General features: G+C 31.8%; 18 protein-coding genes. 13 read left to right on the forward strand and 5 right to left on the reverse strand.

Annotated features, from left to right (window positions below):
* Positions 1-7 precede the first annotated feature (7 nt).
* Positions 8-514 carry a hypothetical protein gene (locus EI427_RS23780; RefSeq protein ID WP_126619761.1) on the forward strand — a complete coding sequence of 169 codons (507 nt, stop codon included), beginning with the start codon at positions 8-10 and terminating at the stop codon, positions 512-514.
* Here EI427_RS23780 and EI427_RS23785 read toward each other — a convergent pair.
* Both EI427_RS23785 and EI427_RS23790 read right to left on the reverse strand, forming a co-directional pair.
* Complete coding sequence (locus tag EI427_RS23785; RefSeq protein ID WP_126619754.1) at positions 511-1,062, reverse strand: DUF4291 domain-containing protein; 552 nt, start codon at positions 1,060-1,062, stop codon at positions 511-513. The two genes, EI427_RS23780 and EI427_RS23785, sit on opposite strands and share 4 nt — an antisense overlap.
* Positions 1,063-1,073: 11 nt before the next feature.
* A complete protein-coding gene (locus EI427_RS23790; protein ID WP_126619763.1) occupies positions 1,074-2,756 on the reverse strand; it encodes an AAA family ATPase in 1,683 nt (560 codons plus the stop codon).
* A gap of 124 nt (positions 2,757-2,880) precedes the next feature.
* On the opposite strand from EI427_RS23790, the gene EI427_RS26195 reads away from it, so the two are divergent.
* The 5 genes from EI427_RS26195 (at position 2,881) to EI427_RS23810 (ending at position 6,759) form a co-directional block, all read left to right on the forward strand.
* Positions 2,881-3,018: a hypothetical protein gene (locus EI427_RS26195; protein ID WP_155523318.1), complete on the forward strand. Its 138-nt coding sequence runs from the start codon at positions 2,881-2,883 to the stop codon at positions 3,016-3,018.
* 198 nt (positions 3,019-3,216) lie between these two features.
* Positions 3,217-4,266, forward strand: coding sequence for a hypothetical protein (locus EI427_RS23795; RefSeq protein ID WP_126619764.1), 1,050 nt, complete (start codon positions 3,217-3,219; stop codon positions 4,264-4,266).
* Between the two features lie 181 nt (positions 4,267-4,447).
* A complete protein-coding gene (locus EI427_RS23800) occupies positions 4,448-5,101 on the forward strand; it encodes a DUF4136 domain-containing protein (RefSeq protein ID WP_126619766.1) in 654 nt (217 codons plus the stop codon).
* 22 nt (positions 5,102-5,123) lie between these two features.
* Entirely contained in the window at positions 5,124-5,723 is a 600-nt protein-coding gene (locus EI427_RS23805) for a hypothetical protein (RefSeq protein WP_126619768.1), read from the forward strand.
* 115 nt (positions 5,724-5,838) lie between these two features.
* Positions 5,839-6,759 (forward strand): cation diffusion facilitator family transporter, encoded by a 921-nt coding sequence (locus tag EI427_RS23810; protein WP_126619770.1) that lies wholly within the window; start codon positions 5,839-5,841, stop codon positions 6,757-6,759.
* Positions 6,760-6,922: 163 nt separating this feature from the next.
* Here the strand turns inward: EI427_RS23810 and EI427_RS23815 are convergent, their stop codons facing one another.
* Positions 6,923-7,843, reverse strand: coding sequence for a family 16 glycosylhydrolase (locus EI427_RS23815; RefSeq protein WP_126619772.1), 921 nt, complete (start codon positions 7,841-7,843; stop codon positions 6,923-6,925).
* Between the two features lie 288 nt (positions 7,844-8,131).
* On the opposite strand from EI427_RS23815, the gene EI427_RS23820 reads away from it, so the two are divergent.
* Complete coding sequence (locus EI427_RS23820; protein ID WP_170178599.1) at positions 8,132-12,193, forward strand: hybrid sensor histidine kinase/response regulator transcription factor; 4,062 nt, start codon at positions 8,132-8,134, stop codon at positions 12,191-12,193.
* 274 nt (positions 12,194-12,467) lie between these two features.
* On the forward strand, positions 12,468-13,349 hold the full coding sequence (locus EI427_RS23825; protein ID WP_126619776.1) for a DMT family transporter: 882 nt from the start codon (positions 12,468-12,470) through the stop codon (positions 13,347-13,349).
* Between the two features lie 73 nt (positions 13,350-13,422).
* Here the strand turns inward: EI427_RS23825 and EI427_RS23830 are convergent, their stop codons facing one another.
* Entirely contained in the window at positions 13,423-14,613 is a 1,191-nt protein-coding gene (locus EI427_RS23830; protein ID WP_126619778.1) for an MFS transporter, read from the reverse strand.
* 640 nt (positions 14,614-15,253) lie between these two features.
* Between EI427_RS23830 and EI427_RS23835 the strand changes: the two genes are divergently transcribed.
* From EI427_RS23835 to EI427_RS23845, 3 genes are all read left to right on the forward strand, one after another.
* A complete protein-coding gene (locus tag EI427_RS23835; RefSeq protein ID WP_126619780.1) occupies positions 15,254-16,099 on the forward strand; it encodes an AraC family transcriptional regulator in 846 nt (281 codons plus the stop codon).
* Positions 16,100-16,192: 93 nt separating this feature from the next.
* Entirely contained in the window at positions 16,193-17,695 is a 1,503-nt protein-coding gene (locus EI427_RS23840; protein ID WP_126619782.1) for a family 16 glycosylhydrolase, read from the forward strand.
* A 30-nt stretch (positions 17,696-17,725) separates the two neighbouring features.
* Positions 17,726-20,983: a glycoside hydrolase family 2 TIM barrel-domain containing protein gene (locus EI427_RS23845; protein ID WP_126619784.1), complete on the forward strand. Its 3,258-nt coding sequence runs from the start codon at positions 17,726-17,728 to the stop codon at positions 20,981-20,983.
* A gap of 109 nt (positions 20,984-21,092) precedes the next feature.
* Here EI427_RS23845 and EI427_RS23850 read toward each other — a convergent pair whose 3' ends face one another.
* Positions 21,093-22,322, reverse strand: a complete 1,230-nt coding sequence (locus tag EI427_RS23850) for an AGE family epimerase/isomerase (protein WP_126619786.1) — start codon at positions 22,320-22,322, stop codon at positions 21,093-21,095.
* Between the two features lie 339 nt (positions 22,323-22,661).
* Between EI427_RS23850 and EI427_RS23855 the strand changes: the two genes are divergently transcribed.
* On the forward strand, positions 22,662-25,760 hold the full coding sequence (locus EI427_RS23855; protein ID WP_126619788.1) for a SusC/RagA family TonB-linked outer membrane protein: 3,099 nt from the start codon (positions 22,662-22,664) through the stop codon (positions 25,758-25,760).
* 21 nt (positions 25,761-25,781) lie between these two features.
* A complete protein-coding gene (locus EI427_RS23860; protein WP_126619790.1) occupies positions 25,782-26,714 on the forward strand; it encodes a RagB/SusD family nutrient uptake outer membrane protein in 933 nt (310 codons plus the stop codon).

A 26,714-nucleotide genomic window follows, 5' to 3' on the forward strand; every position in this document is an offset into this window, starting at 1 on the left:
TGAAAAAATGATTTTAGATAAAAAGGATTTGATATTGGATTTTGTGACAAAAGAAATCACAAAAGAAGAGTTTGAGGAACAATATCCTCAAGTTCTTAACAAAGAATATTTAGATAAACAATTTAAGGCTGCGTTAAAAAACAAAGATGCTTTAACTATAGATTATTTATTTAAAATAAGAGTGTATATTTCTAATGATTTTTTTTATTTAATCTGTAAACAATTAATCACAGAAGATTGGCATAGACAGCATGAAAATATAGCTTTGATGTTTCAGTTTAACTATAAAAACCCAGATTGCATTGATATTGTTGTACAGTCAATGTATTTGCAATGTGAACATTGGGATGAAGATGCTCATAGAGACCCATTCATAAGAAAATGTGCTTATATTCTTGGTGACTTAAAAACACCATATGCAATAGCAAAATTAAAAGAACTCTCATTGTCAGATGATGAAATGATCAAAGGATATTGTACTTATCAGTTAAAACGCATTGGTGAAATAACTTAATAAATCCCTTCATGAGGAAGTGATTCTATTGCTTCCTCCATCTTTCCGTTTAATATTAATTGATGTATTGCTTTACAATAATCTGTAATGTCAGAAATTTCTGTCATCCATTCATTTACATAAAGCGAAACAGCTTCTCCAGACAAGCCAACTTGAATGGCTCTATACTCTAATTTTTTCAGATTTATATCACGTTCAGGGTCCCATTGAATACGAACGGGAGAATTTTGTACACTTTCTTTCCAAGCTTCATGCGATTTATGAATAGAAGTGTCATAGTGTGATAAGCAAGCATTTTTTAGAGCCCATTCCCAACCTTCACGTTTAATTTTTATTGCCAAAACATGTTCTTGTCCTTTTTTTTGAGCCCAACCACATCGATACATCATCCATAGAAATGAAGGTTTAATCCAAGTCATTCTTTCCATTTTAAATGGAGGGACAAATTTTTGATTTTTAACTGCTGGAATTGCTATTTCTGGAGAGTATGCTTGATAAACTGTTATAGTCTCTTTATCAAAAATCCCTCTAATTTCTTTGTTATTCATTTTAAGATAAATTATTCCATCACACACCCAACTTCCTTACCATCAAAAGCCACACCCACAAGCATTATTTCCGTTTTTCCAAGTTCTTTCAATGTCGTCAAATACTTAGAAGAATGAATTTGTTGCATAGCCTCTTGAGCAATTTCCTCTAAAGATTGTTTTTGATAAGGCTTCTTTGCTTTAAACTCAAGAATCCACCCACGAGCATCATTATTATCCTTAGGATAGATCATTAAGTCAGCTCTGCCAAGACCCGTTTCGGGGTTCGACTTCACGATAAATTTATTAGAAAGATGTGCCATTAATCCTAATACAAAAGCATGATAAACCCTTTCAGGGAAGCTTTTCATATTAAAGTCATTATAGCTAAAAGCGTTCATTAAATATTGCGAAAGGTAATATTCAAAAGCAGGGGTATCTTGCTCCAAAAGAGCCGTTAGAATTTCACTGCTGTTTACATTTTTGGCTTTGTTGAGCAGGCGTTCCAACATCTGCGTATAAACCATTTTCACCTCATTGTTTGGAATTTTCAATCCATATTCAAAGAAGCCACTATCTTGTTGATTTTTAGAAACAGTAGTGAGGTAACCATTAAAAAGAAGAAGACCTAACACCGTTTTTTCGTGTCCTGCTTCCAAATCTTTAAAGATAGTCGTTTCCTCAATTTCACAAGTCACCACTTGCTCATCAATAAAACCAGTTAGTTTCTTTTCGAGGTCTGCATTTGCGTTGGTGAGCAACTCTTCAATCAATTCATTGGCAGAGGTGTTAACCCAATAAGGTTTTAACCCTTGAGAAGGTTTGTCCGCGAAATTTAAAATGGACCAAGGGTTGTACATACCTGTTTGCAAACCGATAGTATATCCATTGTACCATTTTTTAACATCATTAAAAGCAGTCTGAATATTGGCATCCTCTAAAAGTTTTTTAACTTCACTTTCTGTCAGACCAAATTTATCCGCCACACTATGATCTAAAACAGTAAATACATCAAGATTATTCAAACCCGAAAAGATACTTTCTTTAGCCACTCTCAAAATACCTGTGATGACCCCTTTGTATAAAGAATCATTATCTTTGTATCCCCCCGAAAGAAAATCACGCATAAAATCGATCATCTCTTTTTGATAGCCCTCACTCCAAGATTTAATAATGCAAGAGTCGTATTCATCAATAAGTATTACAACTTTTTGGTTGTAGATTTTTTCTAAAGCTTGAGAAGTAGTTGCTAGAAATTCGCCAAGGTCAACAATGGATGCTGTCTTACTCGCTACATTTTGAAAATATTCTATTTCATTATTTTCTGAAATAGAAGAATCTAAAAGTATTGGAAGATTATTTTTGAGACATTTAGAACATATACTTCTTATTTTATCAATTGAAGCCTCAAACGTCCTTTCCTTCACATCCTTAAAAGTAAGGAAGATCACAGGATGTTTTCCTTGGTGCTTCCAAGTATCAGATTTCCTAATTTTTAATTCCTCAAATAATTCATCATTTTTTTGTGTGACACCAAAAAAGGCATGAAGCATTGACATATTGATTGTTTTCCCAAAACGCCTAGGTCTAGGGATAAGAATAGATGAAGCGTTACTATTTATTATTTCTTCAATGAATAAAGACTTGTCAACAAAGTAGTAATCATCTTTTCTAACTCTCTTAAAATCTGATATGCCAATTGGGAATTTTCTCATAGTGTAAATTTAGGGATAAAATATGAAAAGGGTATAAAACTGAATTTTTAATTAAAAATGTTATTTCTCTTTTGATTTTATATGGTATAAGCTTAAAAAGATAGTAATAGTAGAAGGTGTTCAAGTGGATTTAGAATATGCTAGAGATTTAATTTCTCAAAATTATTATAAAGTAGATCAAGTGGTTTATGATTGGGTAACTTATTGGTATGAAAGAGCACGTAATTTTGTAAGGTTAAAGGAAAGTGACAGAAAGTTTTAAGGAAATTATTCAAACAAAAGAAACTTGGAAAAAAGACTACCTCGTTTTCCAAGAACTCGACCTTACTTTCCTTTCCAAATAAATAAAAAAGGAGATAAACTACCGTAACTTTTCTGCTTTTTATTTAAATTATTCCTCTAATTTTTTGATAATATTTAAAATAAAAATAACTTGAATGCAGAACTAAAACTATTACATATGCCTAATAAATTTCTACTGACTTGTTTACTTACATTATTAAGTTTCAATACCTTTTCACAAGCACATTATACTCTATATGATAAAGTAACGGTCTTTAGTTTAACCACAGAAGCAAATAAAGATAGTATCAAATTTTTAGTAGTTGATACTGAGATTACACAAAAAAAGCCTGTTTTTTTATTCTGCCAAGGTTCTTTACCGTTACCTATGTTTATGGGGTTAAAAGGTATGGAAACACCATTTTTCTTTGGAGGAGGAATTTCTAATTTCAATATAAATTCTATTACTCAAAAATATCATTTGGTTGTTATTTCAATGCCTCATACACCCATTGTTGTGGATAGTACACATTTAAGTCCTTATGGAAATTATTATATACCAGATCCTAAGCAACCTCAGCAACTTTTAAAAGCATTTACTGATGCAGATTATATAGATAATTACGTAGATAGAAGTTTGGAAGTATTAGACTTTTTGAAAAAGCAACCTTGGGTAGATTCCTCTCAATGCGTTGTTTTTGGTCATTCTCAAGGTAGTAAAGTAGCTACTAAATTAGCTCTAAAAAATAAAGATATTTCTCATATTGGTTTAAGTGGAGCAAATCCTTTTGGTAGGGTAGATCAGTATATAAGAACAACAAAACAAGATGCTCGAAATAATAAGATATCTTGGGAGGAAGCCGAAAAGCGAATCAATTTAAATTATAATAATTATGAAGATTCATTTAATCCTGATTCGGTTAAAGTACATAGTTATCTAAGGAGTTATAATTCATTTTCAGAACCTCTATTTGACGATTGGTTAGCTTTAGATATTCCAATTTTTCTAACCTATGGTACAGAAGATAATGCATCTGAGCTTTGTGATATCATTCCTTTATTTTTTATAGAACAAGGAAAAAAGAACCTTACCGTTCGTCGTTGGATTAATTGTGATCATAATTATTTTCCTTTAGACGAAAATAAACAACCTAATTATAAAAAAGGACATTGGAAAGATGTTATCATAGAATTTCTAGCACAAGTAGAAGAGAAAGAAGTCAATTAATTTACTCTATTCTTTATAAAATTAGTAGAACGAAATTCATGTGAAAAACCCTTTTAATTTCCTATTTGGGTAGTTAAGAGGGTTTTACATAAAAGCATATTTTATTATTTTTTTGTTGAAATCTATAATTATTAAACATTAAAAACTCGTTTATATAATTATCTCATCAAAAAATCTATAAATGAATCGCACCCTAAATATATTAATTGCTTCTCTAAGCTATATAGCATTTACATCTTGTTCTTTAACAAATGATGCTCCCTCAGATATTTCTGATTATGATAATGTGATTACAATAAAGAATAATGAATTTTTAGAAAGTTTTGATAATTCTACTACGTTCATGTTTCAAAATGGTGTTATACATCTCAATTCTGATGATAGTATATCAACTTACGGAAACAGTAACACAGATGTATGGATTATGGAAAAAGCAATGGAAGAGATGAGAGCTGTAGGTTATGTTTATAATAAAACTAAGGGAATTAACGCTGCAGATTTGAGTGTATTGATGTATATAAATAACCAAAAAATTAATGCAGTAACCGCATGGCCTGCATCATCTTTATGGGATAAAGTATGGGGGAATTACGGATATTACCCATATTATAGCTATTCTATGGTCAGTAATTTTGTCTACGAGCAAGGAGCGATAATCATAGAGTTAGTAGACAATAGAATAGATTTAAAAATAAATAATAGAATTGAGCACCCTGTAATTTGGCAGGGGTTTTTAGCTGGTGCTAATGATGCAGACACAGTTATTAATCAACATAGAATAGAAGATGGTATACATTTAATGTTTACAATATCACCTTATATTTCTGTAAAATAATAAGTACATAATTCCTGTTATTATGAATAAATTACAAATTTTAATACTCACATTAGGTAGTATTTTGGGATGTAGTCAAATAACTTTTTCTCAAGATTTTATTGGGTTATCCTACAGCATTGGTATTCCGACAGCTGCGGTAAATAATGCAATTACAGACGCCTCCTTTACAGGGACGGATATAGAATATAGACATTTTTTTACAGATAACATCTCAGGAGGTATTAATATAGGAATGCGTAATTTTTCTCAAGGATTTGGTAATCAAGTATACACATCGGATCTAATATCTTTGGCTGGAGAAACATTTAAGGATGCGACAACATTGTCGACCGTTTTCACATCACATTATTACTTTCCAAAGTTTAAATTTATACAGCCATATGCTGGTTTAGGGATAGGAGGTGCAGGAGTATTTTATAATGCACAAGTAGGTGGGGTAGCAACATCCGATACGTATTGGGGTTTTACTTTTGTTCCAGAAATAGGTATCCTTATTCCATTAGGAAACAGTGAAACATCTATATTGTCGAGTGCTAAATATAATTATCAGACTGGTTCTAAAGGACATGATAATGTTGGTTATTGGGCATTTAATATTGGTATTGCTTTAGATTTTTAGCTGTAAATTAGATAATGCATGTATTATCTGTTAATTTATTAAACTTAAAAAAACAGAAAAGCGTATAAAAGTAAAGCTGTTACATATAAAGAGCAGTTATAAACAAAAAGATAAAATGAAAATCACGGAACGTAACATAATGTCCATCTCATTAGGAGCAAATGCTTTACTAGCATTATGTGGAATGTACTTTGGTTACACTGCGCATTCTTCTGCTATTTTGATTGACGGAATGTATTCAACATTACTTACGGTAATGTCTTTCTTATCGTTAGGTGTTATTCATTTATTAAAAAAGCCTGTATCTAAATCTCATCCTTTTGGGTATGCTTCTTACGAACCTCTAATAAATTTATTTCGAGGATTGTTAATTTTAATGGTTATAATTTTTGGTACTTTCGAGAGTGTACATTCAATAGCAGAAGGCGGAAATATTCCTGATTTTACAGCTTCAATGTATTATTTTGTATTCTGCATGACGGGGTGTATTATTGCTTATTTTATTGTTTTAATGGGGAGTAAAAAAATTAAATCACCCATTCTAAAAGTAGAGACCACCAACTGGTTAATGGATACCCTTTTAACGGCAGGTATGGGGGTTTCATTCTTGGTAGCTTCTTTATTAAAAGAAAAATATCCAACTCTGATTGCCTATGTAGACCCAGTTATTACAATAATATTAATGCTTTCTATTTTAAAAATGCCTTATAAGACCATCAAACAGTCTGTAAAAGAACTAGTTTTAATGGAAGCAAACGAAGATATAACAGATAAAGTACATACTGTTTTTGAACGATTTGATAGTACGGATGAAGTAAAAGATCATCATAAATCCATTACAGAAACTGGCAGAGAAGTTTATATATTACTAGTTGTTCTTTTAAATAAAGAGACTAAGGTTAGTAAAGAAAATCAACTGTTTGATACAATAGAAAAACACGATCATTTTAGAGCAGAATTATACAAAGAATTAAAAGATGTAGCAGATAGTGTTAAACTAGATGTTGCCTTTACATACAATAAAAAGTGGATGTAATGGTAGATCAATAAAAGTCGTCATTATATAGAAATTACCACGATTTTGTGTAGTCATCCAGACTATTAATAGAATCAAAAATACTAGATAGTTAGTTTACAATCCAAACTTAAACCGGTCTACCTATTTAAATAGGAGATCGGTTTTGTTGTAGTATACACAATCAAATTGCATTAAGGTTAATAAACTGTTGAGAGAGTAAATTCTCCTTCTTTTTTTGCCATAAACGTATATAATCTATTTCAAATTGAGAAGGTAATTCATTTTCCCTAGGCAATCCATAATTCAGTTTGGTTTGCATATCAATCCATAATTCTAAAGGGTTATTTAATACCCAAGCACCATTTAGGTCTTCTTTTTTTAGATGATATATTAATTTTCCATCAAAGTACAGTTTAATGTAATTTTCATTCCATTCACAACCATAAATATGATAATCATTTGATACCATTTTTGGGAGATCATAAGTGTAATTAAAGTAGGTATCTAGCTTCTCTATGTTCATTTTTTCTCCATTATTTACAGCAACATTGTAGAAAGGTTTTGATAGTGTAGTCTTCGGTAATGGAATTTGCTGAAAAATATCTAAACCAGATTGTTTCCCTACTCCCCAAATAGAACTACATAGGCTAGAAGCAGCAGTTTTTGCCCGAACTTCTAAGTAACCGTTTAAAAACGTATGTTTACTAACAATTGCACCTGTAGTGACATTTTCGTAATTTCTACCCTCCATAGTTACGTTACTAAAAGAATAGTTAGGCTCCCATAAAGCTTTGATAATAAGTTTTCCATCTTTCAAAAAAACATTATGTGCAGCGTATTCAGAAGGTGCATTACCTTTCCATTTATAAAAAGTATTATTTTTACCTTGTACAAACCATTTAGTCGAATCTATTTCAGTTCCATTAAAATTATCACTAATTTCTTCATTAATAACCCAATCGTTTGCAGGATCAAAATTAAATAAAGGCAATGGTTGGTTCTTCTCTTTTACATTTACATCTACAGTATCGTTTGATGTTATCTGATTGCATGAAAAAATATAAAGAAGGAATATAAATATATGAAATTTGTTTACTTGCATGTTCTCATTTTTTATAATTAAATGATGACCACAAATTAGTAACTGTACTACGTTTTTACTGTCTAATAATTATCTATTACAATTTTTTCTAGTTGTTTAGTTGGGTAATTTTGATGAAGTTTTAGTAATTTAATTTTTATAAATTGGTGTAATTAGCAGTTATAACCGCTTAATTTATTTTTTTAATGAGAATATTGGAACAGAAATAGGAATTACTTTTTGATGATTTTCAACTTTAGACAACACTCAATTCAACAACTATATCTACTAACTTACTTTTTACTATTAATGCTATGTGGAGTTTCCACAGTAAATGCTCAAAGGAGTGGTTTTGAAGTAGATATTTCTAAACAATTAACAATAGAAAATGGACTATCTCATTTTGGGGTAACTTCTATTGCTCAAGATAATAATGGCTTATTATGGGTAGGTACTTTTAAAGGCTTAAATATTTATGATGGTTATGAATTTAAAACGTTTTATCACTCCACAGATTCCGGCTTAGTTAGTAATAGAATACACTCTTTGTATAAAGATGAAAATAATAATATTTTAATAGGAACTGAAAAAGGTGTTTCTGTTTACCTCTATCAAAAACAAGAATTTAGAACTTTATATACTAATAAAGGAACTATTGGAGAAGAGTTAGGACCATACATTAATAAAATAATTGAAACTAAGAAATATATTATCTGCAATACACTTAAAAAAGGTGTTATTGTAATTGATAAAAATGGGTACTCTTTCAAGAAAATAATTATTCCCAATTTTATAAATATAGGAAGTTTTAAATCTTTTAATATTGATAAAATTGATGACGATAACATTCTATTAGCAACCAATTCTGGGATAATTATAGCTAACTTAAGTGCAGGAAAATGTAAAAGAATTTTAGAAGATAACTTTCCTTACTGTCTAGATATAGCCTTTGATGGAAATTCTACAATTTATGCCCTAAACTATAGGTTTTTAGGTATAATAAATATCAAAAATGGAAATTATACCATTAAAGCAAGAACTTTTGAAGGGGAAGATTATTCACAAATTCAACTTGGGAATGATGGAGAATTATGGTTAATGAAAAACAATAATGATTTAGCTGTAGTAGGAGATCCTACTTATATTAAAAACATTGATAAGCAGATTGTTAAGTTCTCTTTTACCTCTGATTTTACTCGTTTGAGTAGTATTTTATTAACAGATGAAGGAGGGTGGATTGGTACATTTAATCAAGGTCTTTTTAAGTTTAGAAGTGAAGAAAGACCGTTTAAATATTCGAACTTAAAAAATACAGATCAAGGAGAGAATAAGTCGAGTCAAGTAGTAAGTATGATCACCTTAGATCATGAAGAAATATTAATTACATTGAATGCAAATAATGCAAAAGTTTTTAATATCAATAATAATACAATACAAGAGGTTAAGCAACCTGGTGTTTATAACCAAGTAATAACAAGAGTTTTAAAAGATAACTATGGTACTATTTGGGGAGGTAGTTTAAGGGTTGGTGTTTTTCAGAAAAAGAATTTAGATGTTACTTGGAAACAATTAATGAGTCCTGAATATCCTGTTTTAGATGGTGAATCTGTACGTGGTTTTACACAAGATAGATACAATGATATTTGGGTAGCAGGCTTAAGAAAGTTGTATCGTTATTCTATGAATTCAGATGGCTCTATCAAAAAAATAGAGGTAATAAATAATCTTGGTAGCGTACCATATAATTATAATTTAGCAACAAAAGTAATTTATGCAGATCCAATAAAAGATTGTATTTGGTTAGGTACCCAATCAGACGGTTTATTTAGAATAGATTATGTTAAAGATAAGCCTTTATCTGAAGTTACTTTTCAGCATTTTATTCCTATTAAAAATGATTCATCTTCTTTGCCTGTGTATGCCATTAATTGTATGCAACGTGTACTAAATGGAGACCTCTGGTTAGGTACTTTAGAGGGTGGGATTACAAAGGTGATTGAAGAAAATGATACTATAAAATTCAGAACATTTACAGAAAAAGAAGGGTTAGATGATAATGATGTAATGACGTTCCAATACGACAATAAAGGACGTTTATGGATTGCAACAAATCAAGGAATAAATCAGTTTGACCCCGTAACAGAAACCTTTAGAAATTATACTGCCGAAGATGGTTTAGTACCTGCTTCATTTGAAGTGAGCTCTACAAAATTATTAAATGGTATGATGGTTTTTGGGGGCAACAATGGGATATGTTATTTTAACCCAGATTTAGTACCCAATGAGAGTAATATCCCACCACTTTTATTTGGTGATTTGAAGGTGCATAATCAAATTGTAAAAGTAAAAAACAAGGGGGATAAAGCAGCTATTTTATTTAAACCTTTAAATGACTCTCATGAAATTACGTTGGAATACAATCAAAGAAGTATTGCCCTAGAGCTAATATCTTTACATTATTCCAATACTGAAGCCCATCATATTCGTTACAGGTTATTGCCAAAAGATACCTCATGGCTAGAAGCAACATCAAATAATAAAGTTGTAAACTTTAGCTTACTGCCTCCAGGCGAATATATATTTGAGGCACAAGTATCGAATTCTAAGAATGAATGGTCTCCCACAAAAAGAATAAAAATTAATGTAAAATATGCTTGGTGGAATTCTAATGGAGCAAAAGGCTTGTATTTCTTGCTTATTTTCTTTGTGATTGCAATGGTAATGCTGACGTTATTACGAATGAAAACGCTTGAATATAATTTACAGATAGAGCAATTTGACAAGAACCGTTTAGAAGAATTAGATGCTGCAAGATTAAAATTATTTATGAATATCTCGCATGAATTTAGAACACCTCTTACCTTAATTAGTGGTCCTATTTCTGTTCTTAAAGGGATGTTTGAAACTAATCAAGATGCCTTTCAGCATATAGATTTAATTCAAAGGCAATCAAAGAAAATGTTCCAGCTTGTAGAACAAGTACATGATGTTAGAAAGGCAGATGAAAATATTCTAAAATTGAAATATACCACTTTCGACTTTACAGATCTTGTTACAGATGTTAAGCAAGATTTTGATAAACTTGCTGAAGACTCTGGTAAAAAACTGATTTTAGAAGGAGATGCCAATCAATTATATGTACTTGCAGATGAGCATAAACTAGAAGTTGTTGTCAATAATTTACTAAATAATGCATTTAAATTTACAAGAGAAGGCGATCAGATTACAATTAATTATAAAGACAAAAATGGAGGATTATTTTTTAGTGTTTCAGACACAGGAATAGGAATTCCAGAAGAAGATTTGGATCATCTATTTAAACGTTTTTATCAATCTAATAAAGGGGAGAAATACTCTGTAGGCACTGGTATTGGGTTGGAATTAACAAAAATGTTGGTAGAAATGCATCATGGTGAAATTACGGTGAGTAGTACCCTTGGAGAAGGAACAAAATTTGAGGTTTTTTTACCAATAGAAACACGTAAAGAAAATGTTTTAAGCGAGAAACGTATTGATGAAATTCATTCCTTAGAATCTCACGATGAAAGACAAAGGGTAGAAGATCAAGTAATTGATTTATCAGAAATCATTAAAGAAAACGAACATAGTGATGTAACGATCTATTATGTTGAAGATAATACTGACCTTAGAAAATTTATATCTAAAATACTCAATCAATATTTTGCTGTTGTAACATTTTCTAACGGTAAAGAATGTATTGATGCATTAGAAAATGAATGGCCAGATTTAATTTTGAGCGATATTATTATGCCCGAAATGAATGGAATTGAACTATGTAGATATATAAAAGGAGATGAAAAAACCAATCATATTCCGGTTGTTTTACTTACTTCTAGATCATCTACAGAAGAAAAAATTGAAGGTTTAGAGGTTGGGGCAGATATGTATATTACCAAACCGTTTGAGGTGAAACACCTTATTGCAAGTTTTAAAAATATTTTAAATAATAGGAAAACACTGCAAAATAAATTCCAAGCAGATGCTCCAATGCCATTAAAGAAAAAGCAAAAAACAGAAGAAGATAAAATTTTTGTAAATAAGTTTTACAAGCTCTTAGAAGAGAACCTTACAAATGAAAATATTGACTTAGAAGAGTTTGCTAAGGAACTATACCTGAGCAGAAGTCAGTTTTTTAGAAAAGTGAAAGCAATTTCAGATACAACACCTCAGGATTTAATTAGATCATATAAATTAAAAAAAGCTGCAGAATTGCTCTGCGAAGGAGAATACTCAGTTGCTGATGTAGTGGTTATGGTTGGTTTTAAAAGTAGAACACACTTTAGTAAATCGTTTAAAGAAGTGTATGGAATTACTCCAAGTAAATATGCAATTGCAAAGAAAGAACAGTAGCTTCACAGCAACTGTATCAACTTCAATCTGCCTACCAATTAATGCTACATTTGGAACAGGTATGAGGGTACTTGTTGGATATAATCCTCGTATCAAAATATTTTATTAATGTACATAATGTTCTACCATTAATATTACTTTTTATATAAATCGAATATATATTACCATGATTTATAGAAATATTTAGCTATAGAACCGATGTCTACTAATGATAAGATTTCGTTCTTTACTTTTACATACCATTATATAAAACATAAATTAAAAATTTGCTGGTATGAAGTTTCTATTACTGTTTCTGATAGCTATAATTTGGGGTAGTCAATTTGTTTTAAACGATGACGCCCTACAAGTAATTACACCTTTTGAATTGGCATTTTATAGAGTTTTGTTTGGTTGCATAACCCTCACATTACTTTTAAAGTTACCGATGGTAAAAGAGCCAAAAATTAAATGGACAAAACAACTCATATATTTATTAATGGCACTAACATTATGTGAGAGTGTTGTTCCATTTATTCTTAATGGCTACGGACAACAGGAGGTTTCTAGTGCTGTAACATCTGTACTTATGGCAAGTATACCATTAATGACAATACTATTAGAGAGAATAATTAATAAAAGAAAAATAAAAGCAATAGAACTTATCGGGTTATTAGTAGGCTTTATTGGTTTGGTAATTTTAGTATATCAAGATTTAATTACAACAGAAAATGTAAATGTTTTATCAATTGTCTTTATTCTTATTGGTGCCTTTAGTTTTTCTTTAGCATTAATATTAATGTCAAAAATACCAAGAGATATTTCTTCCTTACGTTTTACAAGAGCTATATTATTGAGTTCATCAATTGTAATTTTACCTTTAACACTATCAGAAAATCATTTCTCTGCAATAGACACAGATTTATGGTTAAAACTTATCTTATTGGGTAGTTTTGCATCGGGTATTGTTTACTATATGTACCTTTCGTTAGTAAGAAGTTCTGGTTCTACATTTACAAGTCTAACAAATTATTTAGTACCTGCAATTGGAATAACATTAGGGGTAATTATTCAAGGTGATAATTTTTCTATGGGTCATTTTGTTGGTTTTGTTGTAATAATTATTGGGTTAGTATTGGTGAATGTACCAAATTTAAAAAAAGAGAAAAGCGAATAAAAGACATCAATTAATACATGCTCCAGTTGTAGTAAAATACAATTAGAGTATGTATATCATCATATGATTAATTCTATTGTGTATTTTCTATAGTAGAATTACTTTTCCTCATTAAAAATAGTAAACCAATTATTGGCCCAATTGCAAGAGTAACAAATAGGCTAGGTGTATTAAATAATAACCTGAGTTGGTCTACTAATTGAATACTGAAAATGGTAAGTAAAAAGCCAATTGAGTTAACTATAGTAAGTGCAGTACCTTTTAATGCTGAAGGAGCATTTTGTGCTACCAAAGTAGAAAAAAGTGGTGAGTCTGCAATAACAACCATTCCCCAGAAAAGGAGGAATGTAATAAAGAGGACCTCTGAGTTTATCAAGAATAGTAAAGGAGATAGAAGGCAACAAATACAAGAGCATAGTAATGCTAATGTGGCTACTTTTTTTACACTGATTTTATTTGCAAGGTATCCTCCAATTATACAACCTATACTACCACTACCTATAATTATAAACGATACTAGCGGAATAGTATAACTCGCTTCTTGATGTATATTTTTATAGGTTTGAAGCATATAAGGAACAAAAGCCCAAAAAGTATACAATTCCCACATGTGCCCAAAATATCCAAAGGCTGCAGTTCTAAATTGTGGCTTCTTAAATACATTTGGTATCGCTTTTAAATCTACATTAGCACTAGGTTTTCTATAAGGTCCATCAGGTACTAAAAAGAACATGAGTAACCCACCAATAACAGCTAAAACAGAAGTGCTAATTAATACAAACTCCCAAGGTAGTGCTCCCTTTATATCTTTAAGTAAATGTGGAAAAGCAGTACCAATTACTAATGCACCTACTAAAAAACTTAACGATTTCCCTAATCCTTTTTCATAATAATCTGCAGCTATTTTCATTCCTACGGGATAAATACCTGCTAGAAAAAAACCTGTTAGAAATCTAAAGCCAAGAATACTAGCATAGGTATTAACCTTTAAAATTGTACATACATTAAATAGAGCACCAAATAAAGCGCAGATAAAAAAGACTTTAGAAGGAGAGAAGCGGTCTGAAATAGATAATACTGCAAAAACTAATGTACCTCCTATAAATCCAAACTGAACACTAGAAGTAAGGTAGCCTAGAGCATTTTCTTTAAGATTAAAGTTTATCATCAAATCATACATTACCCCATTTCCTGCAAACCAAAGCGACGTGCAAAAAAACTGAGAAATGACAATTATAGGAAGAATGTATTTAGACGGTTTCATTACTAAATTTAATATTGAAGTTGAAGATGTGTGCTAGATAGACTGTAAGATCAAAAAGTAAATTAGTCTACTTTAAAATGGAAAGCCAAAACTACCTACTCTTATTTTAAAAAATCACCTTAGAAAACCATAATAACGGTGATGATAGTTTACAAGTATAAGAATTGATATGGTTCTCATAAATACAAATGATTTCACAAGTTATTAGTATGTAAATTGTATTATTCTAATATAATAGCACTATATGATTTAGGTCTGTTCTCATGTATACATTTAAATTACTTAGAGTCACCAATTCTACTAAAAAACGATGTACTTTTCCGTATCATCAATGTAACTCAACAATTAAACAACATTTTTTGAGGTACTGAGAAAGATATTGACACGGAAAAATACTTTTTTGAGACGTAAAAAGGCGTACAGACTCTTAATAAGTGTGAAATTTACAGTAGGAAAACTCTCAAATACGCGAACTATTAATTTATAACTAAAGCGAGAGGGTGATTTTTTAAAAGTAAGTGCTTCTAGTAATATAAAGAGCAGTATACATCTTTAAAACAACAAAGAATTACTTACCTACTTGAAATGAATTACTGTTGTTCTAATAGCTTTAGAACACTCCCACACTAACACTAAGAGGATGAAATTAGTTTTTAAAAATTCCGACAGTCAAGTAAATAGAAAGATTGAAATTACGAAAAGAACTTTGGGGTGCCAGGATGCTACATGGCATTACCACCACCAATACGAACTGATTTATATAGCAAAAAGTCAGGGTGTACGATTTGTCGGAGATAACGTTTCTCCATTCGAATCTGGTGATTTAGTATTAGTAGGTCCCAATTTACCACATCTCTGGAAAGATGAAGTGTTATTAAGCACTGATGATGTAAATATAATTGTGGTAAAGTTTGAAGGTGATTTTATCGGTAAGGGAACTTTTGATAGACCTGTTTTTAATAACATCAGTCACCTACTTGAATTATCAAGATTTGGAGTGTGTTTTCCGAAAGCGAAAAGTTTGCAGCTGAAAGAAGAATTTGAAAATTTAGTCAAATTATCTCAGGCAGAGCAGGTAATTAAACTTTTGGGGCTTTTAAATAAGTTATCTGAAATGGAAGGAAAAGAAATATTATCAACCTCTGATATGAGACAAAACAAAAACTGCAATTCTGAAAGGATTGATAGAGTGTTGTCTTATGTGTCAGACCATTATGATAAAGATATCGACCTCCAAGAAATAGCTGACATTGCTTGTTTAACAACAAATTCTTTTTGTAGGTTTTTTAAGAAATCAACAAAAAAATCTTTTAGACAATATTTAAACGAAGTACGTATAAAAAATGCAAGTCGATTATTAATACAAGAGAATTACCAGATATCTGATGTATGCTATGAAGTTGGTTTTAATTCTATCACCAATTTTAATAAGCAGTTTAAGCAAATTATTGGTAAAACTCCTAAAGAGTACCGTATGGCAATATAATACAACAAATAAGACAACAACAATATTTACTTTTTAACAAACTTACTGACAAATATACAAGAAGTACTACAATCAGTAATTAAGATATTAACTATGAACATTTACAAAACATTTTTTTCTACTATACTATTTAATAGCTTCTTTTTTACAGCAATAGCTCAAGTACTACCTGCTGCTCACGAAGATAAAGTATGGGAACTTCAAGAAGGCTTCTCTGATGAATTTGAAAATCTTGATCTTCAAAAATGGACAAATGATCCTGATGATTGGGGTGTTTGGTCGTGGGAGCCAGAATTGGCTTATGTAGACGATGGAACATTAAAGATTAAAATGATTCAGGAAACGCATAGACGTAATACAAACTACGGACAAAACGAAGAATTGTACTATAAATCTGGCATTATTAGAAATGCACAACCTATGACGTATGGTTACTACGAAGCCAAAATTAAAGGTTGTGATCGCTTTCCTGGTGCAAGTCCAGCTTTTTGGATGTACAGTATAAATGCGCCAGATCCAACAGAAGATGGACAAGCAAAATATGCTGAAATTGATGTGGTAGAGTTAACACAAAGAGAGTGGAGTTCTGAAACAAAAGATTGGGAAGGTCCAGAAGCAATTGACATGAACTTACATGGTGTTGCTAGAGAAGATGGGCAACTCGTTCAAATAAGACCTCACTCTTCTAAAGATATTGCACAAAACAAGTGGTATGCTGATTTTGACCCAAGAGATGAATACCACACCTACGGAGTTTTAAACAGAGTAGATTCTATTTTTTGGTATGTAGATGGAGTGGAAAGAGGCCGTAAAGAAAACTTGTATTGGCATTTACCAATGTATGTTACGGTTTCTATGGGGTTAAGAACTCCGTTTGTAAAATATGTCAATGGAGTACGTTTACCAGTACCAGAAGAAACAACTCAAGAAGGGTTCCCTACGGAAATGTTTTGTGATTATGTACGTGTTTGGGAAGCCCAGCCACAAGTAAATGCAACTACTGAAGATTATACAACTAAGAAGTTTGGCAAGAATGAATTACTCACTTTTGAATGCAAAATAGATGCAGGAAGTGGGTTTCTTGCTAAAGAAAAATTAACGGTACGTTTGTTAGAAAAAGCTGCTGATGGAGATGTTATTAACGAGATAATAGTTACTGATAATTCTATAATTGGTAAAACTGTTGGTAATGCAGAAGCAGTATTTGATATATCTTCTTTAAGCACTACGGCAACCTTACCAACGGGTAACTATTATGCTATTGAAGCGAGTTTTGAAACAACAAAAAACGGTGGCGAAAAAGCAACACTAGTTGAGGAAATCAAAAATATTGAAATTGTTGATGAGGTGACTGCTTTAGATAGATTTAGAGAAAACATTTTTATTAGCCCTAATCCTGTAGAAAACGAACTTTCTGTAAAAGGAATTAATGGGGAGTATGAGTTATTCATTTATGATGTGATATGTAAAATCAAAATACAAACAACAACTAAAATGAGTACCTCAATAAATGTAAGTTCACTTTCTAAAGGACTTTATTTTATAAAGGTAGTTCAGAATGATGAAGAGTATGTGTGTCGATTTTTAAAGAAATAAATTAATAAACTATACTAACACAAATTACAAATGCTTAGAATTTATATAACATTAGCCACTTTTTTAATGTCTCTGACATTATATGCCCAACAAAATGATTGGGAAAACGAGCGTGTTTTTGAGGTGAATAAACTAGCATCTAGGGTGCCAAGTTATTCTTTTACTTCTAAAGTAGATGCTCTAAAAGGAGATAGGGTACATTCAAAAATGTTATCGCTTAATGGAAAGTGGAAGTTTAGTTATGTAGACAAAGCAGCGTTAAAGTCTGAAGATTTTTATAAATCCGATTTTAATAGTAATAAATGGGAGGATATAGAAGTGCCTTCTAGTTGGGAAATGAAAGGGTACGGTCAACCAATTTATACCAATATTACCTATCCTTTTACACCAAATATTTTAGATCCCAATTTAAAATATGATTGGAAAGGTCCACAACCTCCGTTACCTCCAACAATACAAAGGGACAACCCAGTTGGGAGCTACATTAAAGAATTTACATTGCCTTCAGAATGGAAAGAGGAGTCTATCATTATCCATTTTGGGGGTGTATCTTCTGCATTTTACATTTGGGTAAATGGTAAGAAAGTTGGGTATAGTCAAGGGTCTAGACTTGCTGCAGAATTTGACATTACCAATTATGTAGTAAAAGGGAAAAATAAAGTTGCCGTACAAGTCTATAGATATTCTGATGGAAGTTATTTGGAAGATCAAGATATGTGGAGGTTATCAGGAATCCATAGAGAGGTAATGGTATTGGCTCAACCAAAAATTGCATTACAAGACTTTTACGTGAAGACAAAACTAGACGCAGAATACAAAGATGCAAAATTAGAAATCAGTCCTAAATTATGGGTAAAAGATAACCCAAATGAACTACAACATATGTCTTTAACAGGTATGTTATTTGATGAAAATAATACACCTGTTTTAGAGCAAGAAATGAAGGTGAACCTACTTAAAGTGTACAACCATAGACATCCGCCAAGAGATGTCCCTAAATTTGCATTACTTGAAGCTGAAATCAAAACACCAAAAAAATGGACAGCAGAAACACCTAATTTATATACTCTCGTTTTATCTGTTGTAGATGCGAATAATAAAGTAATTGAATCTAGGTCTCAAAAAATTGGGTTTAGAACAGTGACATTTAGTGAAGAAAATGCACTGCTAATTAATGGTAAAGAAACACTACTAATGGGAGTGAACAGACACGACCACCATCATTTAAGAGGTAAAGGTATTACCAGAGAAGATATTGAAGAAGAAGTGAAAATGATAAAACGTTTTAACTTTAATGCAGTAAGAACCTCACATTATCCAAATGATCCCTATTTCTTAGAATTATGCAATAAATATGGATTGTATATTATGGATGAAGCCAATATAGAATGTCATCATTTAGGAAGTTATATTCCTTTTCAACCTTCTTGGTCTGCTCCAATTATGAGCAGGGTGTATAGAATGGTAGAAAGAGATAAAAATGCACCCTGTGTTATTTCTTGGTCATTAGGTAACGAATCTGGAACAGGACCAGCGTTTGCAGCAGCAGCAGCTTGGGTAAAAGATTTTGATCCAACAAGATTTGTACATTACGAAGGTGCTCAAGGAGATCCTTTAGACCCTGCTTATATTGAAGGAGATAACGTTGGTTATTCCTCTCAAAATTGGGATGCTATGGCAAATCCAAACGATAAGGCTTGGGTGGATGTAGTAAGTAGAATGTATCCAAATTTAGATCAATTAGTAAATTTAGGGACAAGTAAACACATTACCCGACCTGTGATAATGTGTGAATATATGCATGCTATGGGTAATTCTGTAGGTGGTTTAGGTGAGTTTTGGGATGAAATTAGAGCACGTCCAAATCTTATCGGGGGATTTATTTGGGATTTTAGAGACCAAGGAATTGAAAAAGTTGGACCTGATGGTGAAAAGTTTTTTGCTTACGGTGGTGATTTTGGTGATAAACCAAACGATTCTAATTTCTGTATCAATGGTTTATTTACAGCAGATTTAAAACCACATCCTCATGCATTCGAAGCTAAATTTGTGAATCAACCGGCAGAATTTAATTTAGTAAATTCAGAAGAAGGGACCGTTTCAATTTTAAATAGATTAATCGAAACAAACTTAAATCAGTATACGCTTAAATGGGAACTTTCTGCAAATGGAAAAGTTATTAAAAAAGGAAATTTAGAAGCATTTACTATTCCTGCGAGAACTTCTAAAGTAGTAAAAATTCCTTATGGGAAAATTGATTTTATACCAACCTCAGATTATTATCTACGCTTAAGCTTTCATCAAAAAAATACAAATTTTTGGGTTGAGGCTGGATATGAGGTTGCAAAAACACAATTACTATTAAAAGAACATAGTAAGGAGGTAAATAAAATAACCAATTTAGAAAATGTGAAACTTACTTTAAACGAAGCAACACATGCAATAAATATTACAGGTGAAGGATTATCTGCTTCAATTTCTAAAGAATCTGGTAGATTAATTTCTTATAAACTAAACGGAGAAGAGCATATCTTATCACCATTAAAAGCTAATTTTAGCAGACCTTCTATAGATAATGATAAAAGAGGGCAGAGTAATAAAATGATGGTTGGCTCTAGAAAAGTATGGAAGGGTTTAGAGGATAAAGCAACGAGTATTAATGTTGAAATAGACAAAAAATCTTCAGATTTATGTAAGATTAAAGTGACAAAATTATTTCCTAATGCAATCAAATTAATTACTTATTATAGCATAAATACAAATAAAGTAATTGATGTGAAAATGGAATTATTTGCTTCAGAAGAGTTAAGTGATATGATTCGTTTTGGTGCAACAATGGGAATTAGTAAAAAACTTGTCAATACATCCTATTTTGGAAATGGTCCTTTTGAATCTTATAGTGATAGAAAAAGGGCAGTTGAAATGGATGAATATAAATTTGAAACAAAGCAAATGTTCTACAATTATGTTTACCCTCAAGAAAATGGAAATAGAACAGATGTTTCTTGGTTAAAATTAGAGAACAAGAAACAAAAAGGTATTCAAGTAAATGGAATGCCTAAATTCAATTTTTCAATTTGGCCATATACTGCAAAAAACATAGACAATGCAGACCATCCTTATGATCTTAAAGAAGAAAATTTTTATACTTTAAATATAGATTTAATGCAAACAGGTTTAGGTGGTACTTTATCTTATACATTGCCGCAATACAGACTTAAATCTGGAAATTATTCTTTTGCATTTAGTATTGGACCTAGTACTGAAAATCAGCAAAAAGAATTTTAATACTGGTTGATAGTTACAGTAATGATTCAAAAAAAGGAGGTATATTAAATGCCTCCTTTTTTATGATTTAAACAACTATAGAACTTCACAAAATGATAGATTAAACGTATTATTTATGTTCTATAAAACGTAACATTTCTATAGTGTGGTAAGTAGATTTACCAATGCTACCTTTAAGTTCTGTAGTAATTGGTTTATCATTTTCTGTTACATAAAAATATTCACCACCAACTATACGGTCAGTAAAAGTAGTGTAGAAAAATTCTTCTAAATCTTCTTGTTCTCTTGTATACTTTTCTTTATATAACGATAAAGCAATAATAGCCTCAGCATGTTGCCACCACGTTTTTCTAGTATCAATAATTTTGTTTGTATTTGGATTAACTTCAGAATAGAAACCATTGCTAATATCATTCAAATGAAAGATCTTTTTTTGCAGAGTGATATCTATTATATGTTTGCCTAATGCTTCATATTTTGTCTTGTTTTCTTTAGATATAAAATCAAAAGAAGCAGTTCTTAAAAGTAATGCTGCCAATTGGAAATTATGGCCAGGTGTTACAGTAAAAGCACATTTATTTTCTTCTGTTTTTTGTACTGTCCAATCATCATTAAATTTGACATTTGCCCAAGAAGTTTCTTCATTCCAAGCATGCTGATACAATAAAGCTATATTTTCAGCCAATTGATGTTCATAGTTAGTTTTGTGCACGGTATCTGCATTCCAAAGGTTGATCATATAGGCAGTCAATGGGTACAACAAAGACTGTAAAGATTTTGAACCAGTAACGCCTTGTCCGTTTTTAAATTCACCCCAAAAACCTTTATGATTAGGGTCTCTAAATTTACGAATAAACCCCTTGTGTAGATCATGTATTGTAGGCAATAAGTCTATGTTTTTAGTAATTCTATATAACTCTGATACGCCACAAAGTCCATATGCTTGTTGCCAAACATCAAAAGATGTAGGCGTTGGTTCTTTTGCAAAAGACAACGAATAATAGCCTTGCTTATTAGTTCCTATCAAATGATTTTTTTGAAATTGAAAGGTTCTTGTTGCTTTCTCTAAGTAGTCTTGATTTGTTTGAGATGCATATGCTAAACCATAAATTAATCGACTACTTGCAACGGTGTATACCTTATCAGAAACTATTTTTCCTTCGTTATCAATTTCAGAATAAAATGTTCCAATAGAATCGTTCCAGGCGTAGTTAATAAAAAATTGAAGTAGGTTATTTGACACGACGTATTTTTCACCTTTTGAAACTACTTTGTTCTGGTTACTCTGACAAGAAATTAGTACTACTACTAAGACTGTAAATTTTATAATTTTAATCATAAGCTTCTAAATTGATACTAGTTTTTTACAAAAATACATTTCAATTTCATCAACACAATAGCTATTAAATTTTATCATCAAATTAAAGATTAAGGCATTGATTGTAAGTGAAAAATACCTCAAACTACACTAAAATTAACCCCACAAACAACATAAGATAATTGAGTGCAACTAAAGGGTAATTATTACACATAAATCGAGCCTTTAGATGCATAATATTGTAATACATGGTTACGGTAGAAACTATGATTGTTTAATCTCACAAAGAATAACTACACTCAAAACAAACTATTCTAAGCTCTCTACAGTAGTTATTCCTTGTTTTTTAAAATTCAATTTATGAAAAGACTAAATTTTTTGCAGCGTACAAAGCTTAAGAAACTAGTTTTAGTATCAATACTAATGATATACTCGGGGTTAGCTTTTGCCCAAGAGAGAGTCATAAAAGGTACTATCACAGGGGAGGGAGAACCTCTTCCAGGTGTAAACGTTTTTGTTAAAGGAACTACTAATGGTACTGTTACAGATATCAATGGTGTGTACTCTATTAATGTTCCTGATGATGTAACACTAGTCTATAACTATGTTGGTTATATTGTAGTGGAAAAGGTTGTTAATAAACAAACTAATATTAATGTTGATTTAAAACCCGACTTAGAACTACTTGATGAGATTGTTGTAATTGGTTATGGTGAACAGAAAAGAAAAGAAGTTACTGGTGCTGTAAATAATGTAACATCAGAAACGATTAGTAGAACTCCTTCTGCAGATTTAGCAAATGCACTTCAAGGACAAGTTGCAGGTGTGAACGTTCAAGCAGCAAGTGGTGCTCCAGGTGAGCCTGCAAACATTCAAATTAGAGGTGTTGGTTCTTTGGCAGGGTCAAGAGAACCGTTGTATGTAGTAGATGGTATTCCTTACCAAGGTAATCCAAATATTGCACCGAGCCAGATTAAAACTATCGATATCTTAAAAGATGGTGCTTCTGCGGCTATTTATGGTGTAAGAGCATCTAATGGTGTAATTCTTATTACAACAAAAACAGGTGATCCAGGAAGAGTAAAAGTTGATTTTACAGCTTGGGGTGGTGTACAGAACATTACTTCTGGTACTGAATTAATGGATACGCACCAACAGTTTTACTACGATGAAGTAAGATCTGAAGCAAGAGGTATTCCTTCTTCTGTTTTAGCAGTAAATCCAAGAGCATTAGAAAATAATACCGATTTTGTTGGTGGTATTCAAAATGATAATGCACCAATTCAGAATTACGAATTAAATGTTTCTTCTGGAAAGGGAGGTTTACAAGTAAATGCAAACGTAAACTACTTTAACCAAGAAGGTGTAATTATTAATTCTGGTTATGAGCGTATGGCTACACGTTTAACGGGTAGTATAAATAAAGATAAATTTAAGATGTTCGCATCTGTTGGTTTCCAAAACGAAACTCGTCAGAGAGAACCTTGGGCAATTTATGAAAATGCAATTCGTCAGAAACCTTGGAGTACACCAATTCAAGATCTTCCAACAAACGGAGATATTATTCAGGTGCCAGATCAGAACGAAATTACATATAGTTACCTATCAGGTATTTTATCTAATACTGATGAGGAAAACATTAACAGATTGAACTTAGCGTTTAATGCTTCTTATGAATTCTTTAAAGGATTTACTTATCAATTAAGAGCAGGTAGTAACATCTACAATTCTAAGCGTAAGCAATTTCAGCCTAAATACATAGTATATGATGCAGCTGGAAACTACAGTCCTGGTTCATCTAGACCTCAAGCTCGTTTAGATGAAGGTTATGTTTGGAACAACAGATTTACTTTAGAGAATGTATTAAACTACAGCAAGTCTTTTGGAGACCATAACTTAAATGTTACTGCTACCTATTCAATGGAGCAATTTGTAAATGAATATTCTGGAATTGGTGTAGCACATGCTACTAATGGTAACAATGATATTCAGGTGTTAGGTGCTGCAGCAGAAACGAGTAACCCAACAGGTGGTAGAAACGTGAATGCTCTTGTTGGTATGATGGGTAGATTACAATACAACTATAAGAGTAAGTATTTACTATCAGTATCATTAAGACGTGACGGTACTTCGCAGTTCTCTGCTAATAACAGATACGAAGTATTCCCAGGTGTTTCTTTAGGTTGGAATATTGACCAAGAAGAATTCTGGAATGTAGGTTTTATGAATGGCTTTAAAATTAGAGGAAGTTATGCTCAATTAGGTAACAATAGAGTTGGAGGTAACCCTTACGTATCTATTCCAGTTATTGAAAGTGGTGTAAACTATTTATATGGGGCTTCTGGAACTTTAACACCAGGTTTAACACAAAGAAGGTTTGCTAACCCAGATTTATCATGGGAAACAAGTATTGCTAAAAACATTGGTATTGACTTAGCTTTCTTTGAAAACAAGATTCAGTTTACTGCTGATATTTATGAGAATGACAAGCAAGACATGATCCTTGGACAGCAATTACCATTATCTGCAGGTGCAAACGTAACACGTAGACAAGCAGAGTTAGTACAGTACAGAACGTATACGGTAAATGCGGGTAACATGGTGAACAGAGGTATTGAACTTTCATTAAACTATAATCATAAAACAAAGTCTGACTTTAGTTATAGTATTGGTGCAACGTTTACTAAAAACCAAAACGAGATTACAAACTTAAATGGTATTGAAAGAGGTTATGCAGGTGGTAGACCATCATTAACGCACAACTGGATGGATAATACAACATTTATGGCTGTAGGACATGAAGCGGCTTCTTTCTTCTTAGTAAAAACAGATGGAATTATTAAAACAGAAGAAGAGTTAGTTGCTTATCAAGATGCAATAAATCCAAACGCTCGTTTAGGAGATGTTAGATATGTTGATTACAACCAAGATGGTGTAATTGATGATAACGATAGACAATATGCGGGTTCTGGTCTTCCAGATTTTGAAGCGGGTATTTCTGGTAACTTCGAATACAAAGGATTTGATTTCTATATCCAAGGTTACTATTCTCATGGTGCTGAAATTATTAACGGATCAAGATTATATGCTTACGCAGAAGGTAGACATACTGAATTAGTAGGTATGTGGAGTCCACAAAACTCAGCTTCTAATACGCCAATCTCTTTAGATAGACAATCAGAAAACGTAAGATCATACTCAGATTTATGGGTAGAAGATGGTACTTACTTCCGTATTAGAACAATGACATTAGGTTATAATTTTGGTAAACTAATAGGCGAGAAAACAGGAATTACTAGAGCTAGACTTTATGTATCATCTGTTAATCCATTCACTTTCACAAACTACACAGGTTATGATCCTGAAGTTGGTGGAGACGGACTATCTTTAAGAGGTGTTGACCGTGGAAATTACCCTGTTACAAGACAATTCTTGGTGGGTGCGCAAATTAGTTTCTAATTAAGAGAAAGAATTTATAACATGAATACTTTTAATAAAATAATAGCAACGACATTGGCGGCAGGAAGCTTACTAATGTCGGGGTGTAATCCAGACGATTTTTTAACTGAGGTTAATCCAAATGCGATTACAGAAGATACATTTTGGAAAACGGAAGGAGATGCAGAAGCTGCTTTAACAACGGTATATGCTGCATTACAATATCCGTGTATTAGTGGGGGTAACCTTACTTATGAAATGGCAAAAAGTGATATCGTTGGTACAAACGATTGGACACGCCATTTTAGTTTTACTGAATTTACTACAGCAGATAATGAACATGCTGTTTTAGGTACATGGGCGGAGTTATATTCTGGTATTTTTAGAGCCAACCAAGTGATTGATAATATTCCTACCATGGAAGCATTATCGGAGGAAAGAAAAATTGAAATTGTTGCTCAGGCAAAATTTTTAAGAGCTTTCTATTACTTTAATTTGATACATACTTATGGTCAGGCAGTAATTAAATTAGATTCAAAAGCTACGAATCATAATATTGGGTTATCTACACAACAAGATGTGCAGGAGCAAGTAATATTACCTGATTTAGAATATGCGATAGAGCACCTTCCAATCTTATTGGAAAGTCAACAATTAGGACGTGTAGCTCGTGGAGCAGCAATCACTTTACTTGGTAAAACATATCTATATAACCAAGAATGGGATTTAGCAGCAGCAGAATTTAAAAAAGTAATAGACTCAGGTCTGTATACTTTAGTGCCTAACTTTATGGATAACTTTAGAGGTGATATTGCTTTTAACTCAGAGTCTATTTTTGAAGTTCCTTACGATGGTTCTATCAATCCTGGTACTGCAAATGCAGACATGACAGATGATGACCCGAACAACTCTGGTGGTGAATCTTCAGGTATGTCTAGAACATACGGGCCTTACTCTTTAGGGGGTGGCAAATGA

The sequence above is a fragment of the Flammeovirga pectinis genome (assembly GCF_003970675.1).
Lineage (GTDB): Bacteria > Bacteroidota > Bacteroidia > Cytophagales > Flammeovirgaceae > Flammeovirga > Flammeovirga pectinis.